21 protein-coding genes are annotated in these 26,037 nt (G+C 36.0%); 14 read left to right on the top strand and 7 right to left on the bottom strand.

What is annotated here, in order from left to right:
* Position 1: 1 nt before the first annotated feature.
* The 3 genes from EHQ47_RS01390 to EHQ47_RS01380 all read right to left on the bottom strand — a co-directional run bounded on the left by EHQ47_RS01390 (position 2) and on the right by EHQ47_RS01380 (position 3,397).
* Positions 2–2,302, bottom strand: a complete 2,301-nt coding sequence (locus tag EHQ47_RS01390; RefSeq protein ID WP_208727377.1) for an ABC transporter permease — start codon at positions 2,300–2,302, stop codon at positions 2–4.
* 44 nt (positions 2,303–2,346) lie between these two features.
* Positions 2,347–3,060 (bottom strand): ABC transporter ATP-binding protein, encoded by a 714-nt coding sequence (locus EHQ47_RS01385; protein ID WP_135747471.1) that lies wholly within the window; start codon positions 3,058–3,060, stop codon positions 2,347–2,349.
* A 109-nt stretch (positions 3,061–3,169) separates the two neighbouring features.
* A complete protein-coding gene (locus tag EHQ47_RS01380) occupies positions 3,170–3,397 on the bottom strand; it encodes a DUF167 domain-containing protein (protein ID WP_135747470.1) in 228 nt (75 codons plus the stop codon).
* 81 nt (positions 3,398–3,478) lie between these two features.
* On the opposite strand from EHQ47_RS01380, the gene EHQ47_RS01375 reads away from it, so the two are divergent.
* The 6 genes from EHQ47_RS01375 to EHQ47_RS01350 all read left to right on the top strand — a co-directional run bounded on the left by EHQ47_RS01375 (position 3,479) and on the right by EHQ47_RS01350 (position 10,435).
* A complete protein-coding gene (locus EHQ47_RS01375) occupies positions 3,479–4,150 on the top strand; it encodes a hypothetical protein (RefSeq protein WP_135747469.1) in 672 nt (223 codons plus the stop codon).
* A gap of 340 nt (positions 4,151–4,490) precedes the next feature.
* Complete coding sequence (gene amt / locus EHQ47_RS01370) at positions 4,491–6,581, top strand: ammonium transporter (protein WP_135776399.1); 2,091 nt, start codon at positions 4,491–4,493, stop codon at positions 6,579–6,581.
* Positions 6,582–6,677: 96 nt separating this feature from the next.
* Positions 6,678–8,051 (top strand): zinc metalloprotease, encoded by a 1,374-nt coding sequence (locus EHQ47_RS01365; protein WP_135776398.1) that lies wholly within the window; start codon positions 6,678–6,680, stop codon positions 8,049–8,051.
* Position 8,052: 1 nt separating this feature from the next.
* A complete protein-coding gene (locus EHQ47_RS01360) occupies positions 8,053–8,595 on the top strand; it encodes a HEAT repeat domain-containing protein (protein ID WP_135776397.1) in 543 nt (180 codons plus the stop codon).
* A 168-nt stretch (positions 8,596–8,763) separates the two neighbouring features.
* On the top strand, positions 8,764–9,117 hold the full coding sequence (locus tag EHQ47_RS01355; protein WP_135747465.1) for a helix-turn-helix domain-containing protein: 354 nt from the start codon (positions 8,764–8,766) through the stop codon (positions 9,115–9,117).
* Positions 9,110–10,435, top strand: a complete 1,326-nt coding sequence (locus EHQ47_RS01350) for a type II toxin-antitoxin system HipA family toxin (RefSeq protein WP_135747464.1) — start codon at positions 9,110–9,112, stop codon at positions 10,433–10,435. Before EHQ47_RS01355 ends, EHQ47_RS01350 begins: the two co-directional genes overlap by 8 nt.
* Before the next feature lie 41 nt (positions 10,436–10,476).
* Here EHQ47_RS01350 and EHQ47_RS01345 read toward each other — a convergent pair whose 3' ends face one another.
* Positions 10,477–11,109: an MORN repeat-containing protein gene (locus EHQ47_RS01345; protein WP_135747463.1), complete on the bottom strand. Its 633-nt coding sequence runs from the start codon at positions 11,107–11,109 to the stop codon at positions 10,477–10,479.
* A 109-nt stretch (positions 11,110–11,218) separates the two neighbouring features.
* Here EHQ47_RS01345 and EHQ47_RS01340 point away from each other — a divergent pair, with 109 nt between their 5' ends.
* From EHQ47_RS01340 to EHQ47_RS01310, 7 genes are read left to right on the top strand one after another with little or no spacing between them, the layout of a single operon-like run.
* Complete coding sequence (locus EHQ47_RS01340; protein WP_167483247.1) at positions 11,219–11,779, top strand: tetratricopeptide repeat protein; 561 nt, start codon at positions 11,219–11,221, stop codon at positions 11,777–11,779.
* Positions 11,776–12,384 carry a hypothetical protein gene (locus EHQ47_RS01335; RefSeq protein ID WP_135747461.1) on the top strand — a complete coding sequence of 203 codons (609 nt, stop codon included), beginning with the start codon at positions 11,776–11,778 and terminating at the stop codon, positions 12,382–12,384. Before EHQ47_RS01340 ends, EHQ47_RS01335 begins: the two co-directional genes overlap by 4 nt.
* On the top strand, positions 12,384–12,986 hold the full coding sequence (locus EHQ47_RS01330; protein ID WP_135747460.1) for a tetratricopeptide repeat protein: 603 nt from the start codon (positions 12,384–12,386) through the stop codon (positions 12,984–12,986). Before EHQ47_RS01335 ends, EHQ47_RS01330 begins: the two co-directional genes overlap by 1 nt.
* Positions 12,986–14,560 (top strand): Ig-like domain-containing domain, encoded by a 1,575-nt coding sequence (locus EHQ47_RS01325; RefSeq protein WP_135776395.1) that lies wholly within the window; start codon positions 12,986–12,988, stop codon positions 14,558–14,560. The genes EHQ47_RS01330 and EHQ47_RS01325 overlap by 1 nt, the downstream gene beginning before the upstream one ends.
* Positions 14,550–16,109 (top strand): Ig-like domain-containing domain, encoded by a 1,560-nt coding sequence (locus EHQ47_RS01320; RefSeq protein ID WP_135747458.1) that lies wholly within the window; start codon positions 14,550–14,552, stop codon positions 16,107–16,109. Before EHQ47_RS01325 ends, EHQ47_RS01320 begins: the two co-directional genes overlap by 11 nt.
* Positions 16,109–19,165, top strand: a complete 3,057-nt coding sequence (locus tag EHQ47_RS01315; RefSeq protein WP_135747457.1) for an efflux RND transporter permease subunit — start codon at positions 16,109–16,111, stop codon at positions 19,163–19,165. Before EHQ47_RS01320 ends, EHQ47_RS01315 begins: the two co-directional genes overlap by 1 nt.
* On the top strand, positions 19,166–22,204 hold the full coding sequence (locus EHQ47_RS01310; protein WP_135747456.1) for an efflux RND transporter permease subunit: 3,039 nt from the start codon (positions 19,166–19,168) through the stop codon (positions 22,202–22,204).
* On the opposite strand, the gene EHQ47_RS01305 is transcribed toward EHQ47_RS01310, so the two are convergent.
* The 3 genes from EHQ47_RS01305 to EHQ47_RS01295 are packed head-to-tail and all read right to left on the bottom strand — an operon-like array spanning position 22,166 to position 25,559.
* Positions 22,166–23,512, bottom strand: a complete 1,347-nt coding sequence (locus EHQ47_RS01305; protein ID WP_135747455.1) for an efflux RND transporter periplasmic adaptor subunit — start codon at positions 23,510–23,512, stop codon at positions 22,166–22,168. The genes EHQ47_RS01310 and EHQ47_RS01305 overlap by 39 nt on opposite strands.
* Positions 23,505–24,878, bottom strand: coding sequence for a TolC family protein (locus EHQ47_RS01300; protein ID WP_208727376.1), 1,374 nt, complete (start codon positions 24,876–24,878; stop codon positions 23,505–23,507). The genes EHQ47_RS01305 and EHQ47_RS01300 overlap by 8 nt, the downstream gene beginning before the upstream one ends.
* Before the next feature lie 36 nt (positions 24,879–24,914).
* Positions 24,915–25,559 (bottom strand): hypothetical protein, encoded by a 645-nt coding sequence (locus EHQ47_RS01295; protein WP_135776394.1) that lies wholly within the window; start codon positions 25,557–25,559, stop codon positions 24,915–24,917.
* A 114-nt stretch (positions 25,560–25,673) separates the two neighbouring features.
* On the opposite strand from EHQ47_RS01295, the gene EHQ47_RS01290 reads away from it, so the two are divergent.
* Positions 25,674–26,037: hypothetical protein (locus EHQ47_RS01290; protein ID WP_208727375.1), on the top strand; the 364-nt coding region annotated here is incomplete at its 3' end.

Here is a 26,037-nt window from a genome sequence, read left to right as displayed (position 1 = left end):
ATTATTCTCTTACCTTGAGTACACTTAATAAATCCATTGTTTTTAACTTTCGATATACGATTACAAAACTAATTGCTGCAGTAAATAGTGCCAGAAGGATCGAATAATAGTAGGTTGATGGGAAAATTACTACAGGAACTTTAAATCCTTCTGTTTCGTTGCTGTTTAATATTAAATTGGCAACTTTGTTTCCCAAAAGACATCCGATTGGGATCGCCACCAAAATTTGCCAAGTGAGTTCCCAGGCAATAATTTCAAAAACTTCCTTCAAACTAAATCCCAGAATTCGCAAACTTCCTAGTTCATAAATTCGTTCAGATAAAGTAATCATAGCTGTATTATATATTACGCCAATCGAAATGATAATTGTAAATATTAAAATAACAACAGATGTTGATTGGAGAGACCTTTGCATCACTTCCTTAAATGCAGTGAGGATTGCTGACTTAGAAAACAAACCAATCACAAGTGGATTGTCTTTAAACTCTTCAATTAAATTTTTATCTTCTATTGGATCTGTTTTTAATAAAGCTACATTAATTAAACTGCCTTCGTCTAACATCCGATTGAGATTGTTTCGAGTGATAAACACACCTTGGCCTAAAATTTCATTTGCGAAAGCAGAAACAGTTACCGGAATTTTTCTTTTTTCCCCATCCAAAGTTTCGATAACAATAGTTTCTCCCTTTTGAATTCCCAATTTGTTTGCGAGTTCAGTATTCATCATAATTCCATAAACTGGGATACTGATGGGATGTAGGTCATGGTTTAGAATTCGTCTTAAATCGGAATCATCTGAAATACCCGTCAAAACAGTATCTTTGGATTTTCTATTTTTAGTAATTTTAATGGGAATGGAACGTTGTCCCTCTGCGATAAAAACGCCTTTTTTTTCTTTTAAGTCAAACAATATAGAATCTTCTACGGGAACTCTAAAAACTAAAGTAAGTGTTTCCCTTTGGATTGTATTAAATTGTAAATCGAGCAATGTTCCAACGGTATCTTGGATAAAATTGCCAATGATCATAATCATGATCGAAGTGGATAAACCTAAGATAGTGAGGATGGTTCGAGTTGGCCTTTTGAAAAGATTTCTAAAAACCATTCTTTGGATGGTTCGTAGATTGGTGATCCAACTTTCCCAAAAAGAAATTGTATATGTTCCCGGAGGGGCAGGTCGCATGGCTTGTGCCGGATCAAGTTTTATGATTGTACGTAAGGAGAAGATGGTTCCAATTCCTCCAATCAAAATCCCAAAACTAAGGCTGAATAAAGCGAGTAGGGGAGGGAAAATTGGCAGCAATTGTGGAAATTTATAGAATCTTCCATAAAGGCCAGTCATCGCATTTCCTAAATAATAACCAACGATTACTCCAAGTATACTACTCAATGCTGTAATGAAAGTGATTAACTTTAAATAATGAAAAACGATGTCTTGAGAGGTATAACCAAGCGCTCGTAAGGTTGCGATTTGCTCTCTTTCTTTTGAAATAAGTCGATTTGATATGATGTGTAATAAAAAAGCAGCGATTGCTAAAAAAATCCCAGGTAAAAATACAGCCGTTGTTCGAAGTTGTCTAAATTCATCACTTAAAAAGGAATCAGAAGGTAAAAGTTTTCTTTCTTTTGCACCTAAACCTCCGTATTCATCCAAAAGAACATCCAGGTCTCGCATCGTACGTAACCTTTCTTCTCCTTCTGCAGCAAAGTGAAAAATAATTTGGTTAAAAGCACCTTCAAAGTTAAAGTTTGCCTCCATTGCTTCACGTTGCATCCAAATGATTCCATAATGTTTATCATCCGGCATAGGATTTCCAGGCCTAAAGACATATACAAACTCAGGCGATAATCCAACGCCTGTTACCTGAAGGAAAACTCGTTTCCCTCCAATAATGGAAGAAAGGATCGAACCAGGTTCTAATTGATTTGCAGTGGCGAAATTTTCGCTAATCACTACATCTTGGTTTTGTTTAGGCAAAAACCCTTTTTTTAAGTATAATGTATTTGTATGTTCGGGTAGTGAAATCAATTGCGCTGCAGAAGGATATGTCTCACCTGGAAAATCTAAAACAATTTCTTTTGAGATTCTTGTTTCAAAATCGGAGATCCCTGGGAGTGCACGAATTTTGGATTCAAGATAAGAAGGGGCCCTGTTTAAATAAACAAATCCTTCGCAGAGATTTTGTTTGCTATAAAAATTTAGTTTGGCATCTAACAACGAAAAGTAAGCCGCCCAAGAAGCAGAAAAATAAGCGATACCGGCTGCAATCACTAGCCCGACAGTGAGTCCTTGCATGGTCATCGCCTTTAAATCTCTTAGGAGTTTTAAATTTAAGGTTCTGCCGGTCACCAACTAACCTCAGATACAGGTTTTTTATGACGATTGATTGAGTCTGATACTATCGTTCCATCTTTTACTAAAATGATCCTGTCTGCAATTTGAGCAATAGACTCATTGTGTGTGATCACAACAGTAGTTGTCCCTAGTTCTTGGTTGATCCCGGTGATAGCTTCTAAAACAATTCTTCCTGTTTTAAAATCCAGTGCACCCGTTGGTTCATCACATAACAAAAGTTCTGGTCTTTTGGCAATGGCTCGAGCTATAGCAACTCGTTGTTGTTCCCCGCCAGAAAGCTGAGCCGGGAAGTGATTTTTTCTATCTGCAAGTTTTACGAGCGTTAATGCTTCCAGAGGTGTCATTGAATGGCTTGATAGATCCGTCACCAAACGAACGTTCTCTTCTGCTGTAAGGCTAGGGATTAAATTGTAAAATTGAAACACAAAACCAACGTAATTTCTTCGGTATTGTGTGAGTCCCTCATCATTTTCGAGAGCCAAAGTTTTCCCATGAAAAAAAACTTCACCAGTGGTGGCTGTATCGAGTCCTCCCAAAATATTGAGTAGTGTCGATTTGCCCGATCCAGAAGCACCTAACATCACTGTTAGTTCTCCTTCATTGAATTTAAGATTAACTGAATGAAGGGCGACTAGTGGCACCTCACCTACTTGGTAGGTTTTTCCAAGATTTTTTGTTTCCAGAAGGGTGTTCGATTTCTTCATTAAATACCGCGAGTGCAAAAAGAACTCTTAATTTTACAAATTTAGTAATTTACTTAGATTCTGTGAACAGAAAAATTTATGGATTTTTAGTATGAATGGTTGATGTTTCTCAATCTTTTGGAAGGATAAAAACTAATTTTGATTTGGAAGAAAGTCCTGACAGAATGGAGATATTTTTTTTCGGAACATGAAAATGTTTCGAAAGTAATTGGATTAATTCCTCATTTGCCTTCCCATCCACTGGCGGTGACTTCAAACGCGCGATACATTCTGTTTCGGATAAAAATTCTAATCCTGGTTGTTTGTTATTTGGTTTTACCTTTACAGTCAGTTTCATAAATTTTTAGTATAGAGTTTCCTGATTTTGAACCAGTTCAGTTCAATCGATCATAAACAAATAGAAAAGGATATAACTTTGATGAAACTTTCTAAATCATCTTTCTCTTTTGCTACTTATTTTTTTCTTTTATTGATGGTTGTATTTACGGCAACCTTGTCCACTCTTCTTGTCATCAATTCTTTTGACGATTGGGAATACCGAAGTTTTTTCTGCGATGAATCCTTTCGAAATTCCAAAGAATCCCGTTTAGTTTCTGGTATTGTTTCGAACGAAAACATCACCGATCCTGAATCTGGATTTGTCATTTATAATGTTGAATACCAATCGAAACGAAATCACTGGAATTTATACCAAGTATCTGTCGGAAATTTTTTCTTAATTTTAGAAGACCAGCAACATGTTTCCGTTTATAATGAATCAGGAATTGCTAATCATAATTTTGAGAACAAGGAAAGAACATTCCAAAAACTGAAGCAACCATCCGAACCCAGTCTTCGTATGATTGGAGCCAAACCAGGCGATACAGTAACAGTCGTATATGATAAAACACAATCCTTATCAAATGAAAATGGAATTTTGGCTAGTGCTGTTTATGCAGGTTCCACAATCGATCTTTGTCATGAGGAAACTTCAAACGCCTTGACTGCATTAGGTGGTGCATTTGCTTTTGGGTTCATTGCAATAGGTCTAACTTACGTTTTCTGGAAAGAATCTCTTCATTTATTTAAAAAATATAAAACAAAAAAATAATTTTCCTTTTTTTGTGAGGCGCCTCGATTCTATTTGATGACAAACATTTTATCGAAGCACGATCCCACTCTTCACGCCAATCTTTCTTTTAGAAAAGAATTTTTGCTTCGATCAGCACCGTCACACTCAGCACAAATGGTGCGGGGAATAAATAACAAGCAAGTTGCCTATATTATAAACAAAATATATGTTTTTAGAACCACTCGTGTGTTTTTTAAAATGATTGTTAGGTGAGATTGCTTAGAATTCGACTTGCCGATCTAAAAAAAATCGTCACTATCTCATAGGGTCAGCTCCATTTCAGTCTTTCAAAAAAATGGAATAGAATTCGAGGGTAGGGATGTCGGTTCAAAAAAGTCTATTGGATATTTTGTGGGTACTTGTCTGTTCGGGTCTTGTGTTAATGATGCAAGGAGGGTTTTTGGTATTGGAGTCTGGATTGACTCGAGCAAAAAATTCAATCAACGTTGCGATTAAAAACATAGCAGATTTCGGTGTTGCCACTCTTTTATTTTATCTTTTCGGATTTGGAATCATGTTTGGGTCATCTTTTTATGGATTGTTAGGTACTGATTTATTTTTGCCTAACTTTCCTAAGGACAATGCGTGGCCTCCCACATTCTTTTTGTTCCAGTTGATGTTTTGCGGAACAGCTTCTACAATTGTTTCTGGTGCTGTTGCAGAACGTTTAAAGTTTCCATCCTATCTACTCGCCACAGCTCTTATCTCCGGAATCATCTATCCAATTGTTGGTCATTGGGTTTGGGGTGGGACATTTACAGAAACATCCAAAGGTTGGTTAGAACAATTAGGGTTTCATGACTTTGCTGGATCCACTCAAGTGCATAGTGTGGGTGGTTGGGTTTCTTTAGCTCTACTTCTCGTTGTAGGTCCAAGACTAGGAAGATTCAAAGATGGCGAGCCTTCCAAAGCTGTGACAGGAAGTAATCTTCCTCTGGCAATGTTAGGTGGAATAATTCTTTGGTTTGGTTGGATGGGATTTAATGGCGGAAGCACGCTGGCTTTTAACGGATCTGTCCCAATCGTAATTTTAAATACCATTATTGCTTCAGGTTTTTCGATGATGATGGCTTTGTTTTTAACTTGGTTTGTAAAAGGATATCCCGAGGCAATTTCTCCATTAAACGGATCTTTGGCGGGACTTGTTTCCATCACAGCCAGTGCCGATTGTGTAGAACCAGCTCAAGCTGCGTTGATTGGTATGATTGCTGGAGCACTTACGATTCCTGCTGAAAAATTACTCGAAAGATGGAAAATTGACGATGCAGTTGGTGCGGTTCCTGTCCATCTCGTCGGTGGGCTTTGGGGAACTTTGGCAGTGGGAATTTTTGGAGACTTAGAAAGAATAGGTGTTACAAGTGGAAGAGGGGATTTTCTACTCATCCAAGTTTTGGGTGCATTTGTGATTGGTTTATTTGCTTTTTGTGTTTCCTATTTTATTTTCAAAGGTATCAATCGGATTTATCATCTAAGAGTGGATGAAACAGAAGAAAGGATGGGTTTAAATATTTCGGAACACAAAGCCACAACAGAACTCATTGATCTTTTTTTATCAATGGATTACCAACACAAAACGGGAGATTTAACTCTTGATGTGCCTGTAGAACCTTTTACTGAAGTGGGCCAAATCGCAGAAAGATATAACTTAGTTCTTGGCAAGGTTCGCTCCACTCTAAAAGAAAATGAAGACTCTCGTATTGAAATTGCAAATGCATATGAAAAGGTACGAAATGAACAAGAAAGAGCCGAAAAACTTTTGTTAAATGTTTTGCCAAAATCAATTGCAGAAGAGTTAAAAGAAAAACAAGGATTAATTGCCAATAGTTATCCAGAAGTGTCTGTTCTCTTTGCAGACATTGTCGGTTTTACTCAAATATCTTCAGGAATGAAACCAGAAGCAGTGGTTCGCATCTTAAATGAAATTTTTTCTTATTTTGATGTCCTCGCAGAAAAATATCGTTTGGAAAAAATCAAAACTATCGGTGATGCTTATATGGCTGTAGCCGGTTTACCTGCACCTGAACAGTATCATTCTTTACTTGCGACTCATATGGCCTGGGATATGAAATCTCTTCTTTCAAGGTTGCGGCTTGGCAAAAGTGGTACCAAACTCAGTATGCGTATTGGAATCAACACAGGTCCAGTCGTTGCTGGTGTGATTGGAACCAAAAAATTTATTTATGATATTTGGGGAGATGCGGTCAACCTTGCTTCCCGGATGGAGTCTCATGGCCTACCAAATGAAATTCAAATCACGGAATCTACGGCAGATCTAATTCGATCCGATTTTGAATTGGAAGAAAGAGGTGAAATTGAAGTCAAGGGAAAAGGAAAAATCAGAACCTTCCTCGTCAAACAAAGGATACGTGAACCGGAAGTCAGTTTGCCTTATTTCCAATTTGTAACATAAAAAACACAAATTCACTGCTGTTTGGTGAGAATATTTTATAAGAATAAAAAAAGATAGGACAAGAGAAATATCGGTATAGTATTTGTTATCTGTTATATGATGCGGATAATTCAATATTTTTTACCTATTCTTTTATTTTTATTTTCACTAAATTGTAATAATAAGAAATCGGAAGAAAAAAATGAGGATTTAGTATTTCATTTACTTCTGGATGCATATATGAATGGTTCCAATGTTCCTTGTGTTTCGACACAAACGGTTCCGTTGGAACCGATTGGCACTTGGACAGTGGGTGGGAACCCATTTTTCTATTCTGAAACATTGCCGATTTCTTTGCATAGGTCCCTGCCAATGGTACAATTGTTTTTCGAACAAAATAATACCTTTGGAGGAGCGTTATTTCCTGTGTTCTATGAAAATCGCAGCATTTCCAGTTCAGGTTTTTTGAATCGAGATGTTTTTTCAGGCTTGGGACAAGGTTCTTCTACAAGTATGTTTCCTTATGGAAAAGACACTGCCTATGCCACTGATCCTGCTGTAAGTATCCTCAATACTGATTCGATAAGTTCACCGTTAGGTGTTGAGTTTAATCTTGAAATTCCCGTTAGCTTATCTGCCACTTTTATCAGCTCATGTAAAACATTAGATTCCGATGAGATGGAGTTTCAAACTAATCATGCGGATTCTGCAGATAGTGGACTATATCATTTTTGGCAAACCGAAAAAAATTTGGATGTAAATCTCATTTTTGTAAACAATGGTCCTGATCTTGCCTATCCTGATCAAACACTAACTGCGCTTTCCGTTGCCCTCAATCGATGGAAAGAAAATTACTCACAAGGACCTGTTAGAATTAATATACATTTTTCAACGACAACTCTTGATTCAGTTGAGTACAGTAGTATTTATGATTTAAGCACGTCATTTATTTTTCCTGGTACTTTGGGTGGATTATTCACAACCACTTCCTATGTTGGAAAACCAAATGCGCTTAATGTTTTTATCGTAAAAGAAGAATTACAGTATGGTGGGGTTCTTGGTGTTTCTGGAGGAATTCCTGGCCCTGCTGCTTTGTTGGGCACACGCCAATCCGGTGTGGCTGTTTTTATTGAAACTCATCGTTTAACTTCGAATACCGGACAACCGCTAACACACGACGAATTATTGTTACTTGGAGAGACAATGTCCCATGAAGCTGGCCATTTCTTAGGTTTATGGCATGTTGTTGAAGCTTTTGGAGATACAGGCGAAGTTGGAAGTAGGGATCCTTTGCGAGATACTCCTGCCTGCGGTATTTGGAATGATTTGAATCAAGATGGATTTTTAAGTGTTTTAGAATGTTCGGGATTTGGTCCATACGATTCAGGTGGTCGGAACATGATGTTTTGGAGTGGGATGGTTGGTTTTGCGCAGGGACAAATCACAGCTGAACAAGGATGGATTCTTCGTTTGAATCCTTTGGTATACTAGTATGAAATTTTCTAAAACAGTATATACTTTTTTATCTGTATTAATTTTTGTTGTGAGTCCATTGTTATCAGATGAACTAGATCCGATTCTCTACAATAAAATAAAAGAATCTCTTTCTGATACACACCATCAAGTAGATTTAGATGCAATGAAGTTAAGATTAAATAAAATTCACTCAAACCCTCTTCCTTATTTAATTAAAATTTCAGAATCAAAAGATAGTTATGTTTTCGTAAGAGCCAGGGCGATTCGAATGATGGAAACCTTTTCGGGCGAAGTCACAATTCATTTATTAGAAAAAACCATCGCCAATGAATCGGAAAATGTACACTTACGGAAGTTAGCTGTTCGATCTTATTCTTCCTTATTAAAAAACAACCAAACAAAACGGAATGGTTTTTTAAAACAGTTTGAGACAGATAAACATTTAGGTAATTTTTTGAAACAATCAGTGCAAAGAGGAAATCTGGATTCGACGCCTTCCCACATCAAAAAGAAAGATCATATTGATTTTAAGAGAGAAGAAATCAAAAAACAATTATAGATTTCAGAGAGGATTAGTGTTAACATAAATAGTCAAATATGAATTATTAATGTGGATTTTATGTATATATTACTCATATATGACTATTTATATGTTTTGTAATTACCATTCAAATATGAATAAATAAATCTTGAAAAATAATTAAACTGTCATATCTTACTACTTAAGATGAGTTGGTCAGAGGAAAATTTATATACTATTCTCGAAAAAATAGGCTCTTCCATAAAAGGGAGACGTGTCCAAATGAACCTTTCGCAAGAAGAACTTGCGGAAAAAACGGGTGTATCACTTTCCTCCATCGCTCGTTTAGAAACAGGGAAAGGAAATATTTCCCTACTGAATTTGCTTTCACTCTTGAAAGAATTAGATTTACTCAACGAATTACAACTAACCTTTCGTGACCCCAACTTTTCGTTATCTCTGATTGCAAAATCAAAAACAAAAAAACTAAGGCAACGAGTAAGAAAAGAAAAAGCACCTAATAAAAATAAGGAATGGACCTGGGGAGACCTAAATGAGTGAACCAGTCACTTTAGCAAAGGTTTATCTATGGGGAACGCTTCTTGGTTTTATTTCTTGGAATGAAGAAGGGGGGTTTGCTTCTTTTGAGTATGAAAATGATTTTTTAAATGCCCCAGTCGAACCTTCACCTCTCCTTATGCCCAAAAGCAGATCTCTATACTCTTTTCGAAATTTAAATGTAGACACCTTTAAAGGTTTACCTGGTATGTTTGCTGATTCCCTACCTGATAAATTCGGGAATGCTTTAATTGATGTTTGGCTTTCAAAAATAGGTAGAAATTCAAAATCATTTAACCCTGTAGAAAGATTGTGTTATATCGGCGAACGAGGAATGGGTGCTTTGGAATTTAAACCGGCAACATATAAATTAAAAACCAAAAATATTCCCATTGAAATTGCTGAGATGGTAGAGTTAGCATCTGAAATCCTAAGTAATCGTAAAAAATTCTCTACAAAACTAGAATTAAAGAATCAAAAGAAATTAAATGAATCTTTGACAAGTTTAATGACAATCGGAACATCCGCAGGTGGTGCAAGAGCAAAGTGTATTATTGCATACAACGAAAAAACAGGAGAAGTTCGATCTGGGCAGGTAAAAACGACAGAAGATTATTCTTATTGGATTATAAAATTGGATGGAATCCAAAATAATAAAGACAAAGAGCTAAATGATCCAAAGGGATTTGGAACAATCGAATATGCTTACTATCGAATGGCATTGGATTGCGGAATACAGATGATGCAGTCAAAACTACTCGAAGAAAATGGCAGACATCATTTTATGACAAAACGTTTTGATCGCACCAATGGAGGCGAAAAATTGCACATGCAATCACTCTGTGCTATCGCACATTACGATTTTAACATGGCAGGAGCTTATAGTTATGAACAAGCTTTTGAAGTGATTCGTAAAATCATTTCAGAAAACACCCGAAATGCTTTAGAACAACAATTCCGAAGAGCTGTCTTTAATGTCATTTCTCGTAACCAGGATGATCATACGAAAAATATTGCTTTTTTAATGGATCAAACGGGGAAATGGAATTTATCACCTGCTTATGATATGACATATAGTTATAATCCCAATGGACAATGGACGAGTCGCCACCAAATGAGCATTAACGGAAAACGAGAAAACTTTCAACTGGAAGATCTCATTGAGTTGGGCAAAAAAGCGGATCTAAAAAATTTACAAATCAAATCCATCATCACTCAAACAAAAGATATTCTTTCGTCCTGGAAAAAATATGCCAATGAAGCGATGATTTCGCCTATAATGCAAAAGCAAATTCAAAAGAACTTAAACTTATCAATTTAATTGTCTGCATATTTTCTTTTTTGTAGGATTTTCGAATGTGATTATGGCCCTTGGAAGTTATCGCTTTTCCAGGTTCCTGCTTTAAGTATTTCGCCGGATGCAGAGAGTAGTGTACCTTTTCCTTCTCTTTTGCCGTTTTTCCAATTACCAATGTATCGAGACTGGTCGTCGTAAATATAAATTCCTTCCCCGTTAATTACAATTCCACGCTCATACTCACCAACCAGAGTTAGTTTATTAGGTAGTGTTAATGTACATTTTCCTTGAGGTTCACCATTAACAAAAAAACCGGATATTTTGGTGCCATCAGACCAAACGTAATAACCTTCTCCGTGTTTTATATTCCTTCTAAAATTTCCCTCATAAAAAGCTCCATCAGCATAAAAAATTTTACCTTTGCCATTTTTTTCACCTCTGTGCCAATAACCTTCATATTTTTCTCCACTGAAATGTTTTAGAATTCCATAGTCGTGAAACCTATGATTTAAAAATCCGCCAGCGTAGTAGGTGCCATCTTTCAGTTCTAAAACACCGAAACCAGTATTACAGTCACCTGACGAACATTTGCCCCTATTATAAGTGACATAAAATGCGATTGAAACTAAGAGAACTAGAAGTGCCAATGTAGCGAAAATTAGGTGTCTCTTTTTGAGAGAGGGTAACAAGAATTTCATTGTTGGTTAGGTTGTTGTTATATTCTCAGTTGTCAAATAAAATTAAAGATTAGTACTTTCGCAATACGATGATTAGATTAAATTGGCCAAAATGGAAATGGTAAAATATTTGAAAGCTCTAACACTTGTTCTTGTTTCTTTGATTGTGTTGTCATTCACTAGTGTTTGCGCACAAAGCGAGGAAAGTAAATTGAAAGATGTATCTGATGCAGTGAAACTAAACTCTGATGGTATTGGATTACTTCAGAGAGGTGAAGTGCTTGACGCGAGGAAAAAATTCGAATCAGCACATGATAAGGATCCTTTATCGCCGGAATATCCTAACAATGTTGGATTTACTTATCTGTTGCTAAAGGATGAGGAAAAAGCAGAAACTTATTTCAAAAAATCTTTGGAAATTAATCCGGATTTTTTTAGAGCTCACTATAATTTAGGAGTTCTGTTCCAAAAAAAGGATAATGTCGCAAAGGCATTAGAATATTATAAGACTGCAACTGAAAATAACCCTGATTTTCCAGAAGCTAGATATAATCTTGCGCTCATGTATATGAGAAAGGGTGATAAGAAAAAAGCCATCGAATCCTTTGAAATTTTTATTAAAATTGCATCTCCTGAAATGAAACAACCAGTTCAAGATGCAAAGATTAGAATTTCAGAGTTAAGTAAATGAAATCGAATGTTGTTTTAATTCTTTCAATATGCATAACAACTTTATGTTCCTGTAAGGGTAATAAAAGCATACAAGGTTTTGCAGAAAGTATACTGAATGAAAGAGTTGGTGAGCCGGCTCTTTTTTTAGTTGGTGAGAAAAGATTTTCAAAAGATGCATACAAAGAGTATGTGAGAAATCTTAGATTATATTTTGAGAAAAAGCCACCTTTGTTTAACCCTGAAGAAGCAAGGCTTTATCTTGAGAATTATATCAATGAGTCCATCCTTTTGTCGGAAGCTATCGGAGATATCGATTTTTCAAGTCAGTCTTTTCGGGAATATATAAAGCCATATTTAGTAAAAGGAATATTGGATTTCTATATTTTTGAGAAAACAGGTGGATTAAAAGTTTCTGACGAAATTGCGAACGAAACTGAAATCTTAGCTAAACTAAAAGAGACAGGAATTTTAAAAAAAGAAAATCTTACCGAATCAGAAAAGGCAGTTCTAAAAGAATTTATCTATTGGAGAAAATTGGAACTATCAGCAAAAAATAGAGCGGAAGAAGCAAAGGATATATTAGCAAAAATTAAAAAACGAAATAAGGTTACAATAATTCCCTAATGAGCATTAAAATCTATCACGTAGTTTTTGTTTTATTATTTTTGACGTTAAGCTGTAAAAATCGAGAAGACGCAATTTCTTCATACTCCAAAGGTGTGGATTTTTATTCCAAAAAAAGTTTGGAAAAAGCATTGGCTGAGTTTTCAAATGCTGTAAAGGCAGATAGTAGTTTTGTATCTGCCAGATTAATGAAGGGAAAAACCGAGTATTATCTTGGTAAACATGAAAACGCAACTGAGACCTTTCAAGACCTATTAGATGATTTCCCGGGGAATGCAACCTCATTAACTTGGCTCGGCAAAATATATATGTTAGATTCTTCTAAACGTGATGACGCTAAGCAGAAATTGTCCATGGCAATTCAATTTGACGATAATCAAATTGATGCACACTACTATTTGGGAAAACTATTCGAACAAGAAGGGAACGTAAAAGATGCACTGATCCAATACTCACATGGGATTGAGATCGCAAAAAGATCCGAGAAAATTCAAAGAGATCTCAATGAGATTTATAGAAATGCAGGGCTAAATACCGCCACACCTGAAGCAAAAACATCGGCGCCAGTACCAGAAGTAGCAAAAAAGTCAAAAAGAAAGTAATGAAAGTAGTCGTCACTTGCATTTTAAGTTTTTTCCTTTTGTTTTTACAATGTAGTAAAATACCAAATGAAGCCGATGTATTAGGGTTACTTGGTGCACAGATTGAAGATGGGTTTGTTTATCCCAAAGTTCTCTTTATCAATCCTGCACCTGAAGCAAGTCAGGTGAAAGTTGATTCGCCGATCATTATCGATTTTTCAAAACCAATGGATCGATCCCTGGTTGAATCAGCGATTAGTATTTCCGCACCAGGTGGGAATACTTCATTCACTCCCTCTTGGGTGTTCGATACTCGATTGATATTAAACTTTTCCGCTGGTTTAACACAAGGGAAAAAGTATGAAATCAGTTTTAATGCGAGTAGTACTAAAGACAAAGATGGAAATAGAATGGCTAAAAATTTTATTTCTAGTTTTTACACAATTGGTGTTGGTGGAGCACCAACAGTAGTCGCTACTAATCCTCCGCTCAGCGGAGAATTACAATTAGGTTGGCCTGTCAATTCTGATCTATTGGTTCAATTTTCGCAACCTATGGATCCAGTTAGCACAAATAATGCGGTAACCATTGAAGGAGCAAGTGCCTTGTTCACTCCCATTTGGGATTCCAGTTTTCGCGAGTTAACATTGCGATTGAAATCTCCCTTAAATTTAGGGGCAACCTATCGTTTGCGAGTGAATGTAAATGCAAAAAGTGCGCTCGGCATTGCACTGGATAAAGAATACCTAGTTGCTTTTTCCACAGCAACCACCTTAGTCGTTCCAACTGTCACAGTGACTGGGGCCACAGTGACTGCGCCTTTGACAAACTGGGGGACGTTGAACCCAGATCCGTTTGTCAATAGTTTTACAGGTGCTTCTAAGTTTGATATATTTAATTTTAATTTTTCCACTCCGATGGCCATGAAAAATATCAATGGAGAAATTCGCTTCTCTCCTGGTATTAATGGGTCTTTCGTATGGACTGGTAGCCAACTTCTTAAATTCACTCCCTCCTCGCCGCTGGTCACAGGACAGCAGTATCGTTTATCCATTAGTCGGGATTTCACTAGTGCAAGTGGAGTAGGCATGAATCAATCGCATACGGTTGATTTCTTAGTGGATGACCCAATAACAAGTGTAAATATCACTCCGCTCCAAATTCTGGGCAGATCGTTTACGGCGCCAACACTATGTACTTTAGAGACGGCAGTGGACCAAACGATTAATATGCCGATAGATCCGTCTTTTGCTTATGAATTTAGGCCGAGATATACTTGTCCGGATCAATATGAAGTTGAGATAGTTCTGCAAACTGCTGGAGGTCAAAAATTAAAGCTGACGGGAGATAATAGCCTACTCAATACAATTAGCGTTAATTACTTGTCAGGTGGTCCTGTAACCTCTAGCATTTTTGTTCAACAAGTGGATTATCAGCCAAGCGTAAATCCTCAGCGAATTAAAGTTAGGTTGGGCGGAATTTCTGGGAACGAAGTTAGGTATGTTTTTAAAATTGCCGGAGGTCCGAATGGCCTCCATGACTTAAACGAGAATTATTTACCTAAGGATTTGGAGTTTGTTTTCTATGGTAACTAGACTATTTGTTATTTTTGTTTTTTTATTGGAAATATCTTGTAGCCAGTTGTTAGACAATGCGGAAGGTCCTTTCGATTTTTTACCGGCAACATCTCTATTGCCGGCTTCGACACCACCTAGGATCATCCTTGCCGATCCAGCTGATGGTTCGCTTGGAATCTCCCCCGAGACAAAAATATCCATTTTGTTTTCAGAGGAAATGAATCAAACTTTCACTCAGTCGGGTTTTAGTTTAATTCGAGATGGTTCGGCAGTGGGGGGAACTTTTTCCTGGATCGGAAACTTAATGATTTTTTCACCCAACAATAAGTTATCAGATCCTGGAATGTATATTTTTAGCATTGGAAAGTCCAAAGCGGAGTCCGTTGGTGGAGTAAATTTATTGGATGACTACAGGTCTCGATTTAGTTATTCTACAGACCTAAATAAACCAAAAGTGTCTCAGACAATTCCGGCAAATGGGGATGTAGGAGTATCACCTAATTCGTTAGTAACGGTAAAATTTGACAAACCTATGGACAAATTGTCCGTATTTGGTGCCGTTTCCCTAAGTCCATCCGTTGAGTTTGACATTCCCAATACAGTGATCTCCGACAACGACCAAACATTTCAATTCATACCTAAATACCCGCTAAATTTTGGAACAGTATACTCGCTCAGTGTTGCTACAACAGCACGCGATAAAAGTGGAAACGATCTTTCTTCCGCCCAGAATGTTGTATTTACAGTAGGGGATGATTTGGTATCTCCAGATTTAATTTCAATTACATCAACGTCTGTGATAACAAATTTTGTTGCTAATGAGATACAGGTCCAAACAGGATTTAATCGAGATGATGTGTTTACCTTAATATTTAATGAACCAGTCCAGCCAATTCCCTTGGCTGGAGCGATTAGAATTACACCTTCGAAAAATTATAATCTAAAACAAATATCTCCAACAAATTTTGAAATTCGATTTTTGGAACCTTTAGATCCAGTGACAATTTATAATTTAACAATCAGTGATGCTGTGGTAGATTTTCAAAACAACCGCTTGAGGAAGTCTTATAATTATAACATAAAAACACTCGGAGATTCCACGCAAAAAATATTTCTACTTGGAATCTATTCAGACGCTGCCTTCCTAAACGAACTCAGGAGTGATCAATTAAACATAATATCCCCACCGCTTACACCTTGTGCAGCATTAGCTAATGAATGCGATCAAAATTTATACTTTAGATTTTGTTACGGTGAGAGTTTCGGAACTTGTAGCTTGACTTTGCCAGCGAATGGTCAACTTCTATTAAGTTCTCTGCGCCTTACTGTGAGACGGGAGTTTGGCCAGGCAATTGGGGTTTGCCAAGAATACTTTGAAAATCCAGTGAATGCAACTCCGGCTCCTTTGGCACCAAACATCACTGCGTTTGGTACCGTTGCCAAATGTTTAGACAAGGGCTCAACCTATTCCATAACGGTTAAGGGTGGGAGCTCTGGGATCAAAGACAATCATGGGAATATAATGGACTCTGACAGAACTATTTTAATTAGATTTCCTAATATATAATGGTAAAATACTTTCTTCGCAAGACGGTTACTACTACTGTTTGCCTAGTTTTTATTCTTGGAATTGGAGCCATCAGCTTTTCGAAACTGAAGATTGAGTTATTTCCAAATATCACCATTCCTACGATTACCATTCTAACTACCTATCCGAACGCATCAATTGAGGAGATGGAACTCCTCGTTTCAAAGCCAATCGAAGAAGTAGTGGCCTCAGCAGAGGGAGTGGACGAAACCTTCTCCGAAACATTGGAGGGAATGTCAATCGTGAAGGTTCGATTTCGCTGGGGAACAGATGTCGATCTCGCAACCGTCCTCATCCGGGAAAAGTTAGACTTAGTGAAAGGTGCATTACCGATCGATGTCAAAAAACCGATTGTTTTAAAGTTTGATCCCAATGACAAACCAATTGTTAGAATCGTAGCGTTTCCTAAATCTAGCGATTTCAAAATCCTTCGCAATTTTATAAAAAAAAATCTTATACCTATCTTTGAAAAAACGGATGGAGTTGCAACCATCACCTTATCAGGGGGGTTAGAAAGACGGATATTAGTTGAATTGGATGCAAATCGAATGAAGTCTTATTCCGTCACTCCGAACGAAATCCAAAGACAAATTGCATCCAATAATGAGAATATCCCTTCGGGAAATATCATCAGAGGAGAGGATGAGGTGACTGTCCGAACCATGGGTGCATTTTTGAACGTTGGTGAGATAGAAAACTTGATTCTAAAAACTTCCGAATCAGGGGCTCCGGTTTATCTTAATAATGTTGCAAGTGTTAAGGATTCGTTCAAAGACCAAACAAGTATTTGTCGTAGAAATTTATCTGAATGTATTCTCGTTGATGTTCGCAAGGAATCTGGAAAAAACACAGTTGAGGTTGCGAGAAATATTCAAGAAGTCATTACCGAAATTAATGACCGGTTTTCTGATATTTTGGAATTGGAAATTGTAGAAGATAGATCGGATCTAATCTTATCTTCGGTTAAAGATGTAGCTAGTTCGATTATTCTTTCAGTAGTTATATGTTTTATTATTCTTACTATTTTTACTGGCTCCTGGGTAGAAGCAATCCTTATTACTTTTTCAGTTCCAACATCAATACTCGTTTCTTTTATTTGTATGCACTTTATCGGTCAGTCCTTGAATTTAATGTCATTAGGTGGACTCGCCGTTGGAGTTGGTTTGATGGTCGATTCATCAATCGTTGTTTTAGAGTCCATTCATAAAGAAAAAAAGAATTCAAAAGATGAACACCTGGCAATTGAAATTGGTGCGTCAAAAATTGCATTTGCTTTAGTAATTTCGAACTTAACTTCCATCGTTGTTTTTCTACCAAATTTTTATCTCAATGGTTTGGAAGGAATTATCTTTAAAGATTTTGCACTCAGTGTTTGTATTTGTTTGGCCTCATCTTTGATGGTTTCTTTAGTCTTTCTTCCTTTTTTCAATAAAATGATTTCATCAAAATTTAAGAATAATGATCGTTTGATGAATATTAGCAAAAACTTAATCATTAAGATCGAAGCTACATATGTATTCTTTTTGAAAATGTTTTTAGAGAAACCGAAAGTTGTTTTAATGGTTGCTTTTGGTTCTCTTTTGTTTGCTGCTCTCCTTGCTTCTATCATTTCGGTCAACCTTATGCCAAAGGTCCAACGTTTGGACTTGAACATTAAACTTACTTTGCCAAATGGTACGCGTATCCAGAAAACATCAGAAGTTGTTCAGAATATCGAGAAGTTAGCTATTCTCGTTGATGAAAATGCAGATGTTCTTTCAAAACTCGGGTTTGAGGAAAAAGAATTAACTATGTTCCCAACTTCCGAATTCGGATTAAACCGTGCGGAGATTTTTTTTAGGTTTAGTAGTTTTTCCAAAAAAGACCAATTCATCGAACGATTGAAAGAAATGGATGATGAACAACAGAAAATTAAAATCATATCATCCTCAGATATTTTATCAGAAGTGTTACCTTTTTCATTTGAACAAGTCTCTGTTGTTGTTACAGGCGGGAATTATAACGATATCAACGCAGAAATTCTAAAATTAAAAATTAAACTAAAGGAGATTTTTAGTTCAAAGGAAATTCAAACATCATTCGACCAAGAATTAAATGAAGTAAGAATTACGTTTGATAGAAACCGACTGGCTTCGTTTGGGCTTCGAACGTCTGATGTGGGGGATTCTTTAAAAACAATAGTCAAAGGCGATGAAACTATTTTTTATAAAGTAAAAGATGAAGAGATACCAATTTTAATTCGATCTGGGCAAGAGGGAAGAACCGGAATTGACAAACTAAAAGACATTCACTTTGAGGTGGATGAAAACAAATATGTGCCTTTAAAAGATTTTGCATTTATTGAATCTAGAAAATCAAGTCGAATTCTCAATCGCCAAAATGGAAAACGAATTGGATTTCTTGCTATGGAAATTGACGACCAAAGTATCTCCAGTGCTTATAATAAAGTGGGAGATGCTGTAGGGGTCGGGAATTTAAATGAAAATGGTACGTCCGTAGCGTTTGGCGAAAACAAAAAGATTTTGGATGTCGCAGTGAATGGGTTAGGGATTGCTTTGCTGTTTTCGATTATTTTAGTTTATATGACCCTTGCCGCTGCAATGGAAAGTTTTTTGTTACCTTTATTAATTCTATTTTCCATTTTTCTGGCAGCATTTGGTGTAGTTGCTTCTCTTTTTATATTTAATGAATCGATCAATATGATGTCGCTACTTGGTTCCATTCTTTTGGCAGGGATCGTTGTCAATAATGCGATATTAATAGTAGAATTTTATAGAGATGAAAAATCAAATTTTAAAAATACAGAAAAGTTGATTGTTGAAGGTGCTAAAGATAGGCTTATCCCAATTTTAACAACCACTCTTACATCAATTCTTGGATTGCTTCCACTCTTGTTTTCCTTTAGTGGTTCAACTTCTCAGAGGTCTTTAGCTGCCTCAATTTTTGGAGGACTGATATTCTCAACTGTAATCAGTTTATTTTTCATACCTATCATTAGTAAGGTTATGATAGAAAAAGGACTAATGGAGAAATAGTTGAACAACCTTCTTGTTACCATCGTTAAAAGAAAAATAACAGTAACAATGTTCGTTGTAGCTTTGTTAGGTTTTGGTATTGCTTCGTATAGAAACTTAAAATACGAATTAATGCCAAAAAAAGAATCAAATATCTTGTCCATCATCACTCGATACCCGGGGAATTCACCCTCTAGAATCGAAGAACTCATTACTAAGCCAATTGAAAAACAAATTGTGGGAGTTGGTGGTGTTGAGAAAATTTTATCAAGCTCTGAAGAAGGAGAGTCCAAGATCACAATTTTTTTTAATTCTGAAGAGCCTATTAAATATAAATCAGTCGAACTAAAATCAAAAGTCGAGTTAGTAAGGTATAATTTCCCAAGAGAAGTAGAAGAACCTTATGTCGTTAGGTTTAATCCGGAAGACAAACCTGTATTTACGATCCGATTGACTTCGAAGGTCTTAAGTCTTAAAGAACTTAGAGAAATTTCAGAAAAAAAGTTAAAAACAATTCTCGAGCGAATTCCTGGAGTGGGGGAAGTTATCGTGATTGGAGGGCGATACAGAGAAATTCGTGTTGATGTCGATAAGGGAAGGCTGCTGTCAACTGGGTTAACTCCTAGTAACGTCATGGATGAAATCAAAAATATCAATCGTGATATCTATTTAGGAAAGTTAATCAATTCACCAGAAAAAGAAAATGAATTGAGATTAAAAAATAGAATCGAGTCAATTCAAGACTTACGCAATATTAATTTTGTCGTAGGCAAAGGTAGGAAAGTAGTACGTATAACGGATATTAGTGATATTTATGATGGTGAGCGTGACCTATCAGATTTAAGTCGAGAGAAGGGGGCAGAAAATGTTAGTATACAAATTAAAAAAAATAGTAGTGCGAATATTTTAGAAGTTTGTAGACTTTTGGAACAAGAAGTAACAAATTTTGAATACCCGAATATTACATTTGAGATTGCATATAACCAGTCAAAATACATTTCAGCAGCTCTAGATTCGGTATCTTCTTCTGGATTGGTAGGTGCTCTAGCTTGCAGTTTAATCGTTTTCTTTTTTTTAAAGGATTTGCGATATACGATTATCATATCCATCACGATTCCGATTGCTGTCATTTTATCTTTTGTTATTTTAGATTCGCTTGAAAAGTCATTAAATATCATGACATTAGCAGGTCTTGCTTTGGGCGTTGGAGTTCTCATTGATAGTTCTATTGTAGTAATCGAACGGATTAACTCTAATATTTCGAACCATGTTTCGGATCCTATTTTTCTATCAATAGAAGAATTATGGAAAGAACTTCTTGCATCTTCTGTTACAAATATAATTGTTTTTATTCCGTTGTTATATGCATCTGCTGATTTTAAAAATAATTTTTTAGATCTTGCAACTTCTATTACTGCCTGTATTCTGATTGCTTATTTTCTCTCGTTAATTTTTGTACCGATGCTTTGCAGTGTAGTTCCAGAAAAATGGAACTTTCTAAATTCTGATTTTTTTGATCAAAAAAAAATACCGCTGGCATTTCTTCGGTCCATGAAAGAGCGATATAATGTTTCTATCCCATTTCATCGATTCAAATTGATCCATCCAAAAATGATTTCTTTATTAGTGATCATTGCTTTGGGATTTGTTTTTATGTTCTTCATACGGAAAGAGTATGTGGATTTTGCTGGTAGCCGTGAAATAATGGGGAGTGTTGAGTTACCAACAGGAACAAACCTAGAAGCCACGAGTAGAAGTGTTAAGTTAATCGAAGAATTAATTTCTAAAAATCCTTATGTTGAAAAGGTTTCTACCAAAGTAGAAAAATGGCATGCTGATTTATCGATTAAATTAAAGAAAGATCTTGGTGGAAATTCTCCTGATGATATTAAGAATCAGCTGAGGAGTACAACAGATGAGGTGAAGGGTGTTTTTGTTTACTATATTGATGCGAACGCTTTTGGTTCCAATAAGGAGTTGGACATTGATTTAATCGGTGACGACCTAGAAGAATTAAAGAAACTTTCAAGAGAAGTCGCAGACTCTGTTAAGGAACTTAAAGAAACTGATCAAGTGGTTTTTCGATTTAGAGATGGGAAAGAAGAAATCCAGTTAAGTTTACGGCAAGATAAAGTTGCATTAGCTGGATTAACCAATCAGTTTATTGCAGACTTTGCTCGGACCGCTTTACAAGGATCTATACCAACTAAAATTTTTGACCGAGATCGTGAAGTCGATATACGTGTAAGATTTAGAGCTGACGACCGAAGATCCGTAGACGATCTTACTTATTCTTTGATCCCAGTGAATGATTCAAAAGTTTCCCTTATCGATTTGTTAGAGACAAAACGAACTAAATCGGATACACGAATCAATCGAAAAAACAAAAGAAGAATGGTTACGATTACCGCAAATTTTAAAGACATTAGTTTATCAGAATATGCGGGAAAAGCTGAGGCAAAGCTTAAAGCATTTCCATTCCCGCAGAATTATTACTATGATTTAGGTGATGCTGTCAAAAAGCTTAGAAAAAATCAAATAGAGATGTTTGGTTTTATTTTATTTGCCGTGGGTTTGATTTATGGAACACTTGCAATTTTGTTTCAATCTTTAAGGATTAGTTTTCCTATCATGTTAATGGTTCCCATTAATATCGCTGCGACTACATTTTTTCTTTTTATATTTGGACAAACCTACAATGTATCAACTTATATAGGATTCATATTATTAGCAGGTTTATCTATTAACAATGCGATCATGATCATTGAGAATGCATTAAGAAATGAAGATTCAATTCCATTTCCAGAGAAAATGAAAATAGCTGTCATCAATCGGAAGAGGGCGATGCGAATGACTACGTTGACTACGATATTTGCATTAATCCCCGGAATATTTGGTTCAAACGAGGGTTCAGAGTTCTGGAGACCCATGTCTTTAGCGGTAATATTCGGAATGAGCTTTAGTTATGTATCTGCAATCGAGATTTTCCCTTCTCTTGCCAATTTTTTTGTTAACTTCAAACTATTGGTCCCAAGGTTGTCCATCAGAAAGTCCATTTAAATTTCCGAGGACAATACTATCACCTTCGTTTAACGGGCCAGTGATTAAAAATTTATCACCTTCATTTGAAATTACACTTACTTCTTTGCTAAATGCGAGTTTATCTTTATTGATGATATATACTTTCCCTGTTTTTTTATCTTCGGAGAGGATGATACCGTTATTAGGAATTAAAAAACCATCATCTGGAAGAGTATAACGAAATTCTCCTCTAGCAAACATACCGGGTTTTAATTTCTTTGCTTCGTTTTTGAATTCAACTTTAATTTCAGCTGTTCTACTTTGGGCATCAAGAATTGGTGATACGATTACGATTTTACCTTTAAATTTTTTTTCTTTTCCCAAAGCATCTATAGAGAATTCGATGTATTTGCCTTCTTGAAATTTAGGTATATCTGCTTCGCTTACAGGGAAGGTCAAAAAAACTTCAGAATCATCAACTAAAACAAACACTGGTGTTCCTTCTTTTGTTGTTTCACCTACATACAAACTGCGTACAGCTATTTTCCCATCTAAAGGGGAGAGAAGTGTTGATTCTTTAATGAGTAATTTTGTAGTTTCAATGTTTGCTTGAGTGGCCTTTAGGTTTGCGATTGCCATATCAAGCTCGGCTTTTTCTACAATAGTATTATAATCTACGTATGCTTCACGAAGAGCCTCAGGATTGGTAGGGACTTTGAACCCATTTTTTTTGAGATCTTCAGGTCTGTAACCAACTTGGATTGAAAGTAAATTCTTTTGTGCTTTAAAATATGCTGTCTCAGCTGAGACCATCGCTGTTTCAACGCCTTTCAGTTCTGTTTCAGAGACACCGCCAATTTCAAATAAATCTTTTTTATTGTTTAAAGTTCTTTTTAAGTTTTCTAAATTTGCTTTTGCTTCAGCTTCTTCAGCTTTTGCTTTTTCAATATTGGCAACTTCTTTTTCAATACGTTGTCTAGCTTGGATGTATTTTGCTCTGGTAAGATCTATTTGTTTGTTTTGGATTTCAACAGACGCTTCATCTTTTTTTAATTGTAATTCAAGGTTTAATGTTTCAACCTTTGCTAGAGCCTCTCCTTTATTTACCTTTTGTCCTTGTTCCTTGAATATTTTTTCAATTCTTCCAATCACTTTTGAACTTACTTCTGCTTTGTTTTTGTGAGAAACAGTACCTAAAAGATTTATTGTAAGTTCCTTGTCCGATTGTTCTAAAGTATAAACTGATCGATTGGTATTTTTCTTTTTTTTTGCTGCTTCATTTTTATTATCAGAGCAATAATTGATTACGAGTAAACTGATTGCCAAAATTATTCTTAAATTATTCATCTTTCCCTTTTTTTTGCATAATTAAATTTAATGAGTCTAAACTGGCTCCTACTGCCATTTCCAATTGTGATACCGAAAGGAGAAACTGAACTCGAGTATTAATTTTTGCTTTTTGGGCTTCTAAATAAAATATCTCAGTCTCGGCTAAATCCACACGTCTCACTTCTCCAATTTCAACCTGTCTCTGTTTGATTTTTAAGCGTTTATCAAATGAGTCAGCATTTTCATCTGCTAATAACATAGATTCCCAAGTTACATTATAGTTATGCAACGCCTTATGCACTTCAATACGTATAATATCATCCAATTGTCTTCTTGTTATTTTTGCCTGTTCAGCGGCGATTCCTGATTGGGCAATTTTTCGTTTGTACTGTAAATTATCGTAGATTCCAACCGTTGTAGAGGAGGTAAGAGCACGGTCGGTATCTTGGTTTCGAGAAATATAGTTCGAAGTATCCTGGACGGTATTTGCTCCTAGAGCCATACTCATTTTAAAATTAAAACCATATTCCCTTTGTCTGGGCTCATACCGGTCTCCTGCGGATGCATAGTAGCTTCCTACTGAAAAAGTTGGTATATAATACGATTTTGCAATTTCATGTTCTGATAAAGCTTGTAATTCGGCAGCTTTAGTTCTATCAAATTCTACTCTTGAGCGAAATGCTAAGTCTACCAAATCTTTTTCAGATATTGTTTTGAATTGAAAATCATAACCATCTTCAATTCGATCTTTTAGGTTAACTTCTGAAGAACTGGGCAGCCTTAGTAAAATTTTAAACTCTTCTAACCCTGTACTGTAAGCAATTTCTGTTCGTTTGTGTTGGAGTTGGATCTCATTCAATCGATTTGAAATCTGCAAAACTTGCACTTCTGTCGTGTCACCTAACTTAAGTTCTCTTTGCGAAAATTTCAACTGCTCTTTTTGTCGCTCAATCGACCTTTCTTGCAACTCTAATTGTGCTTTATTGCTAAGTATTGTATAATAGGCATTTCGAGTTTTAAACTTTAAATCATTAATTGAGAGCAACAAATCATATTTAGAAAGATCAAGGTCATGCATTGCCGCTTGTAGAGCCAACTTTCTTCTCCCACCATCATATATGACCTGGTCTAAATTTAACGAAACACGTTGGGAGCGACTGTCCGACTCATTTTCAACAACATTTGAGTTTCGAAACCATGATACCGAAGCAGTTGGAAAATAATTTCTCCAGTTTTCATTGACGATGAGCCCTTTAATTCTTTGTTGGCTCCCAAGTAACTTTAACTCTGGTGAATTTTCTATTGCCACATCTTCAGATTTTCTCACATCAAGATAGAGTTTTTCTCCAGCTTGAGGAAGAATGATGGAAATCGGAATAATCATTATATAGAATATTCTTCTAAACATGAAAAGCTGAAGTTACTTCTTAAAAAAATTAAACCATTTCTCTGAATAAGAGAGATAGTTTTGAGCAATTTTATCTGCTATGAGAGATGCATAAATTTGATTCACCTCAAAGTCACTGGTAGAATAAAAAGAGCCAATGATGCACTCTCCTACCAATGTCCCATCTATTGAATAAACTTTTATAATGATTCCAGTACTAAAATCAGGATCGATAACGTTTCCTAAGTCTTTTTCGTAAATATAACCATCAAGCAAAAGTTCGCCTTGTTGTTGAGACAATAACTCTTTAATAACTTCTTTAGAAAGCTCGGTAGGTTTTTCTGGAGTAAAGATATTAGCTTCAGGTTTATTCGCTGAATTTGTAACTTGTGTGATTACATCCTCTTTGGCGATTTCTACATTTGCACCTTTTTTGATTAAGAAATATCTTAAATTTTCGGTTAAGTTGTCTCTCGCCGCACTAATGTAAGTAGTCGGTTTTTGGTTGATTCGCCTCAAAACGAATTTTTGTGTTTTCCCAAACTTTCCGTTACTGAAATCAGTTGTTGAAACATCAGTTCGAATTGTCCTATAATTTTTGCGAATCGTAGAGCAACTGATGGAAAATAAAAAAGAAAATAATACAATTGTTGAAAATATTTGTAGTCTTTGGCCCATTGGGTAAAATACCTGAATTGATTATCGGCTAACTTATGTACTTTATGAAATAAAATATTTGCCGAAGATATTAGTGTTATGCGCACAGTAATTTATGTTATATTAATATTCACGATGTTTATCAATTGTACTCTGAAAGAGGAGGACAAAACATCAGACCAAATCGTAAGGACGTTAGTCTCTGATTATGCGAGTTCCTCCATATCAGCAGCTCGCGAAAGTGCGGGATCGGGCAAAAATTTTCGTATTGGAGGTAATATTGCTGGGTTGAGTGGTATTATGTTTTTGCAGAATAATGCAGCAGAACAAGCACCATTTAACATAAGCGGAAGGTTTTATCTCCCACAATCCTACCCTGATGGCACAAACTACGTAATCACAGTATCAAGTAAACCCTCAAACCAAACCTGCACAATCAGCAATGGATTTGGTCGTGTGAGTGGTGGTGATGTAACAAACATTATAGTGAATTGCATTA

It is taken from the genome of Leptospira bourretii, assembly GCF_004770145.1.
GTDB classification, from domain to species: Bacteria; Spirochaetota; Leptospiria; order Leptospirales; family Leptospiraceae; genus Leptospira_A; species Leptospira_A bourretii.
This window is presented reverse-complemented; position numbering and strand designations above follow the sequence as displayed.

What these genes read in the sequence shown, in the direction of transcription:
- EHQ47_RS01390 (WP_208727377.1), bottom strand. Translation starts at nt 2,302, where the DNA reads ATGACCATGCAAGGACTCACTGTCGGGCTAGTGATTGCAGCCGGTATC.
- EHQ47_RS01385 (WP_135747471.1), bottom strand. Translation starts at nt 3,060, where the DNA reads ATGAAGAAATCGAACACCCTTCTGGAAACAAAAAATCTTGGAAAAACC.
- EHQ47_RS01380 (WP_135747470.1), bottom strand. Translation starts at nt 3,397, where the DNA reads ATGAAACTGACTGTAAAGGTAAAACCAAATAACAAACAACCAGGATTA.
- EHQ47_RS01375 (WP_135747469.1), top strand. Translation starts at nt 3,479, where the DNA reads ATGAAACTTTCTAAATCATCTTTCTCTTTTGCTACTTATTTTTTTCTT.
- amt (WP_135776399.1), top strand. Translation starts at nt 4,491, where the DNA reads ATGTCGGTTCAAAAAAGTCTATTGGATATTTTGTGGGTACTTGTCTGT.
- EHQ47_RS01365 (WP_135776398.1), top strand. Translation starts at nt 6,678, where the DNA reads ATGATGCGGATAATTCAATATTTTTTACCTATTCTTTTATTTTTATTT.
- EHQ47_RS01360 (WP_135776397.1), top strand. Translation starts at nt 8,053, where the DNA reads ATGAAATTTTCTAAAACAGTATATACTTTTTTATCTGTATTAATTTTT.
- EHQ47_RS01355 (WP_135747465.1), top strand. Translation starts at nt 8,764, where the DNA reads ATGAGTTGGTCAGAGGAAAATTTATATACTATTCTCGAAAAAATAGGC.
- EHQ47_RS01350 (WP_135747464.1), top strand. Translation starts at nt 9,110, where the DNA reads ATGAGTGAACCAGTCACTTTAGCAAAGGTTTATCTATGGGGAACGCTT.
- EHQ47_RS01345 (WP_135747463.1), bottom strand. Translation starts at nt 11,109, where the DNA reads ATGAAATTCTTGTTACCCTCTCTCAAAAAGAGACACCTAATTTTCGCT.
- EHQ47_RS01335 (WP_135747461.1), top strand. Translation starts at nt 11,776, where the DNA reads ATGAAATCGAATGTTGTTTTAATTCTTTCAATATGCATAACAACTTTA.
- EHQ47_RS01330 (WP_135747460.1), top strand. Translation starts at nt 12,384, where the DNA reads ATGAGCATTAAAATCTATCACGTAGTTTTTGTTTTATTATTTTTGACG.
- EHQ47_RS01325 (WP_135776395.1), top strand. Translation starts at nt 12,986, where the DNA reads ATGAAAGTAGTCGTCACTTGCATTTTAAGTTTTTTCCTTTTGTTTTTA.
- EHQ47_RS01320 (WP_135747458.1), top strand. Translation starts at nt 14,550, where the DNA reads ATGGTAACTAGACTATTTGTTATTTTTGTTTTTTTATTGGAAATATCT.
- EHQ47_RS01315 (WP_135747457.1), top strand. Translation starts at nt 16,109, where the DNA reads ATGGTAAAATACTTTCTTCGCAAGACGGTTACTACTACTGTTTGCCTA.
- EHQ47_RS01305 (WP_135747455.1), bottom strand. Translation starts at nt 23,512, where the DNA reads ATGAATAATTTAAGAATAATTTTGGCAATCAGTTTACTCGTAATCAAT.
- EHQ47_RS01300 (WP_208727376.1), bottom strand. Translation starts at nt 24,878, where the DNA reads ATGATTATTCCGATTTCCATCATTCTTCCTCAAGCTGGAGAAAAACTC.
- EHQ47_RS01295 (WP_135776394.1), bottom strand. Translation starts at nt 25,559, where the DNA reads ATGGGCCAAAGACTACAAATATTTTCAACAATTGTATTATTTTCTTTT.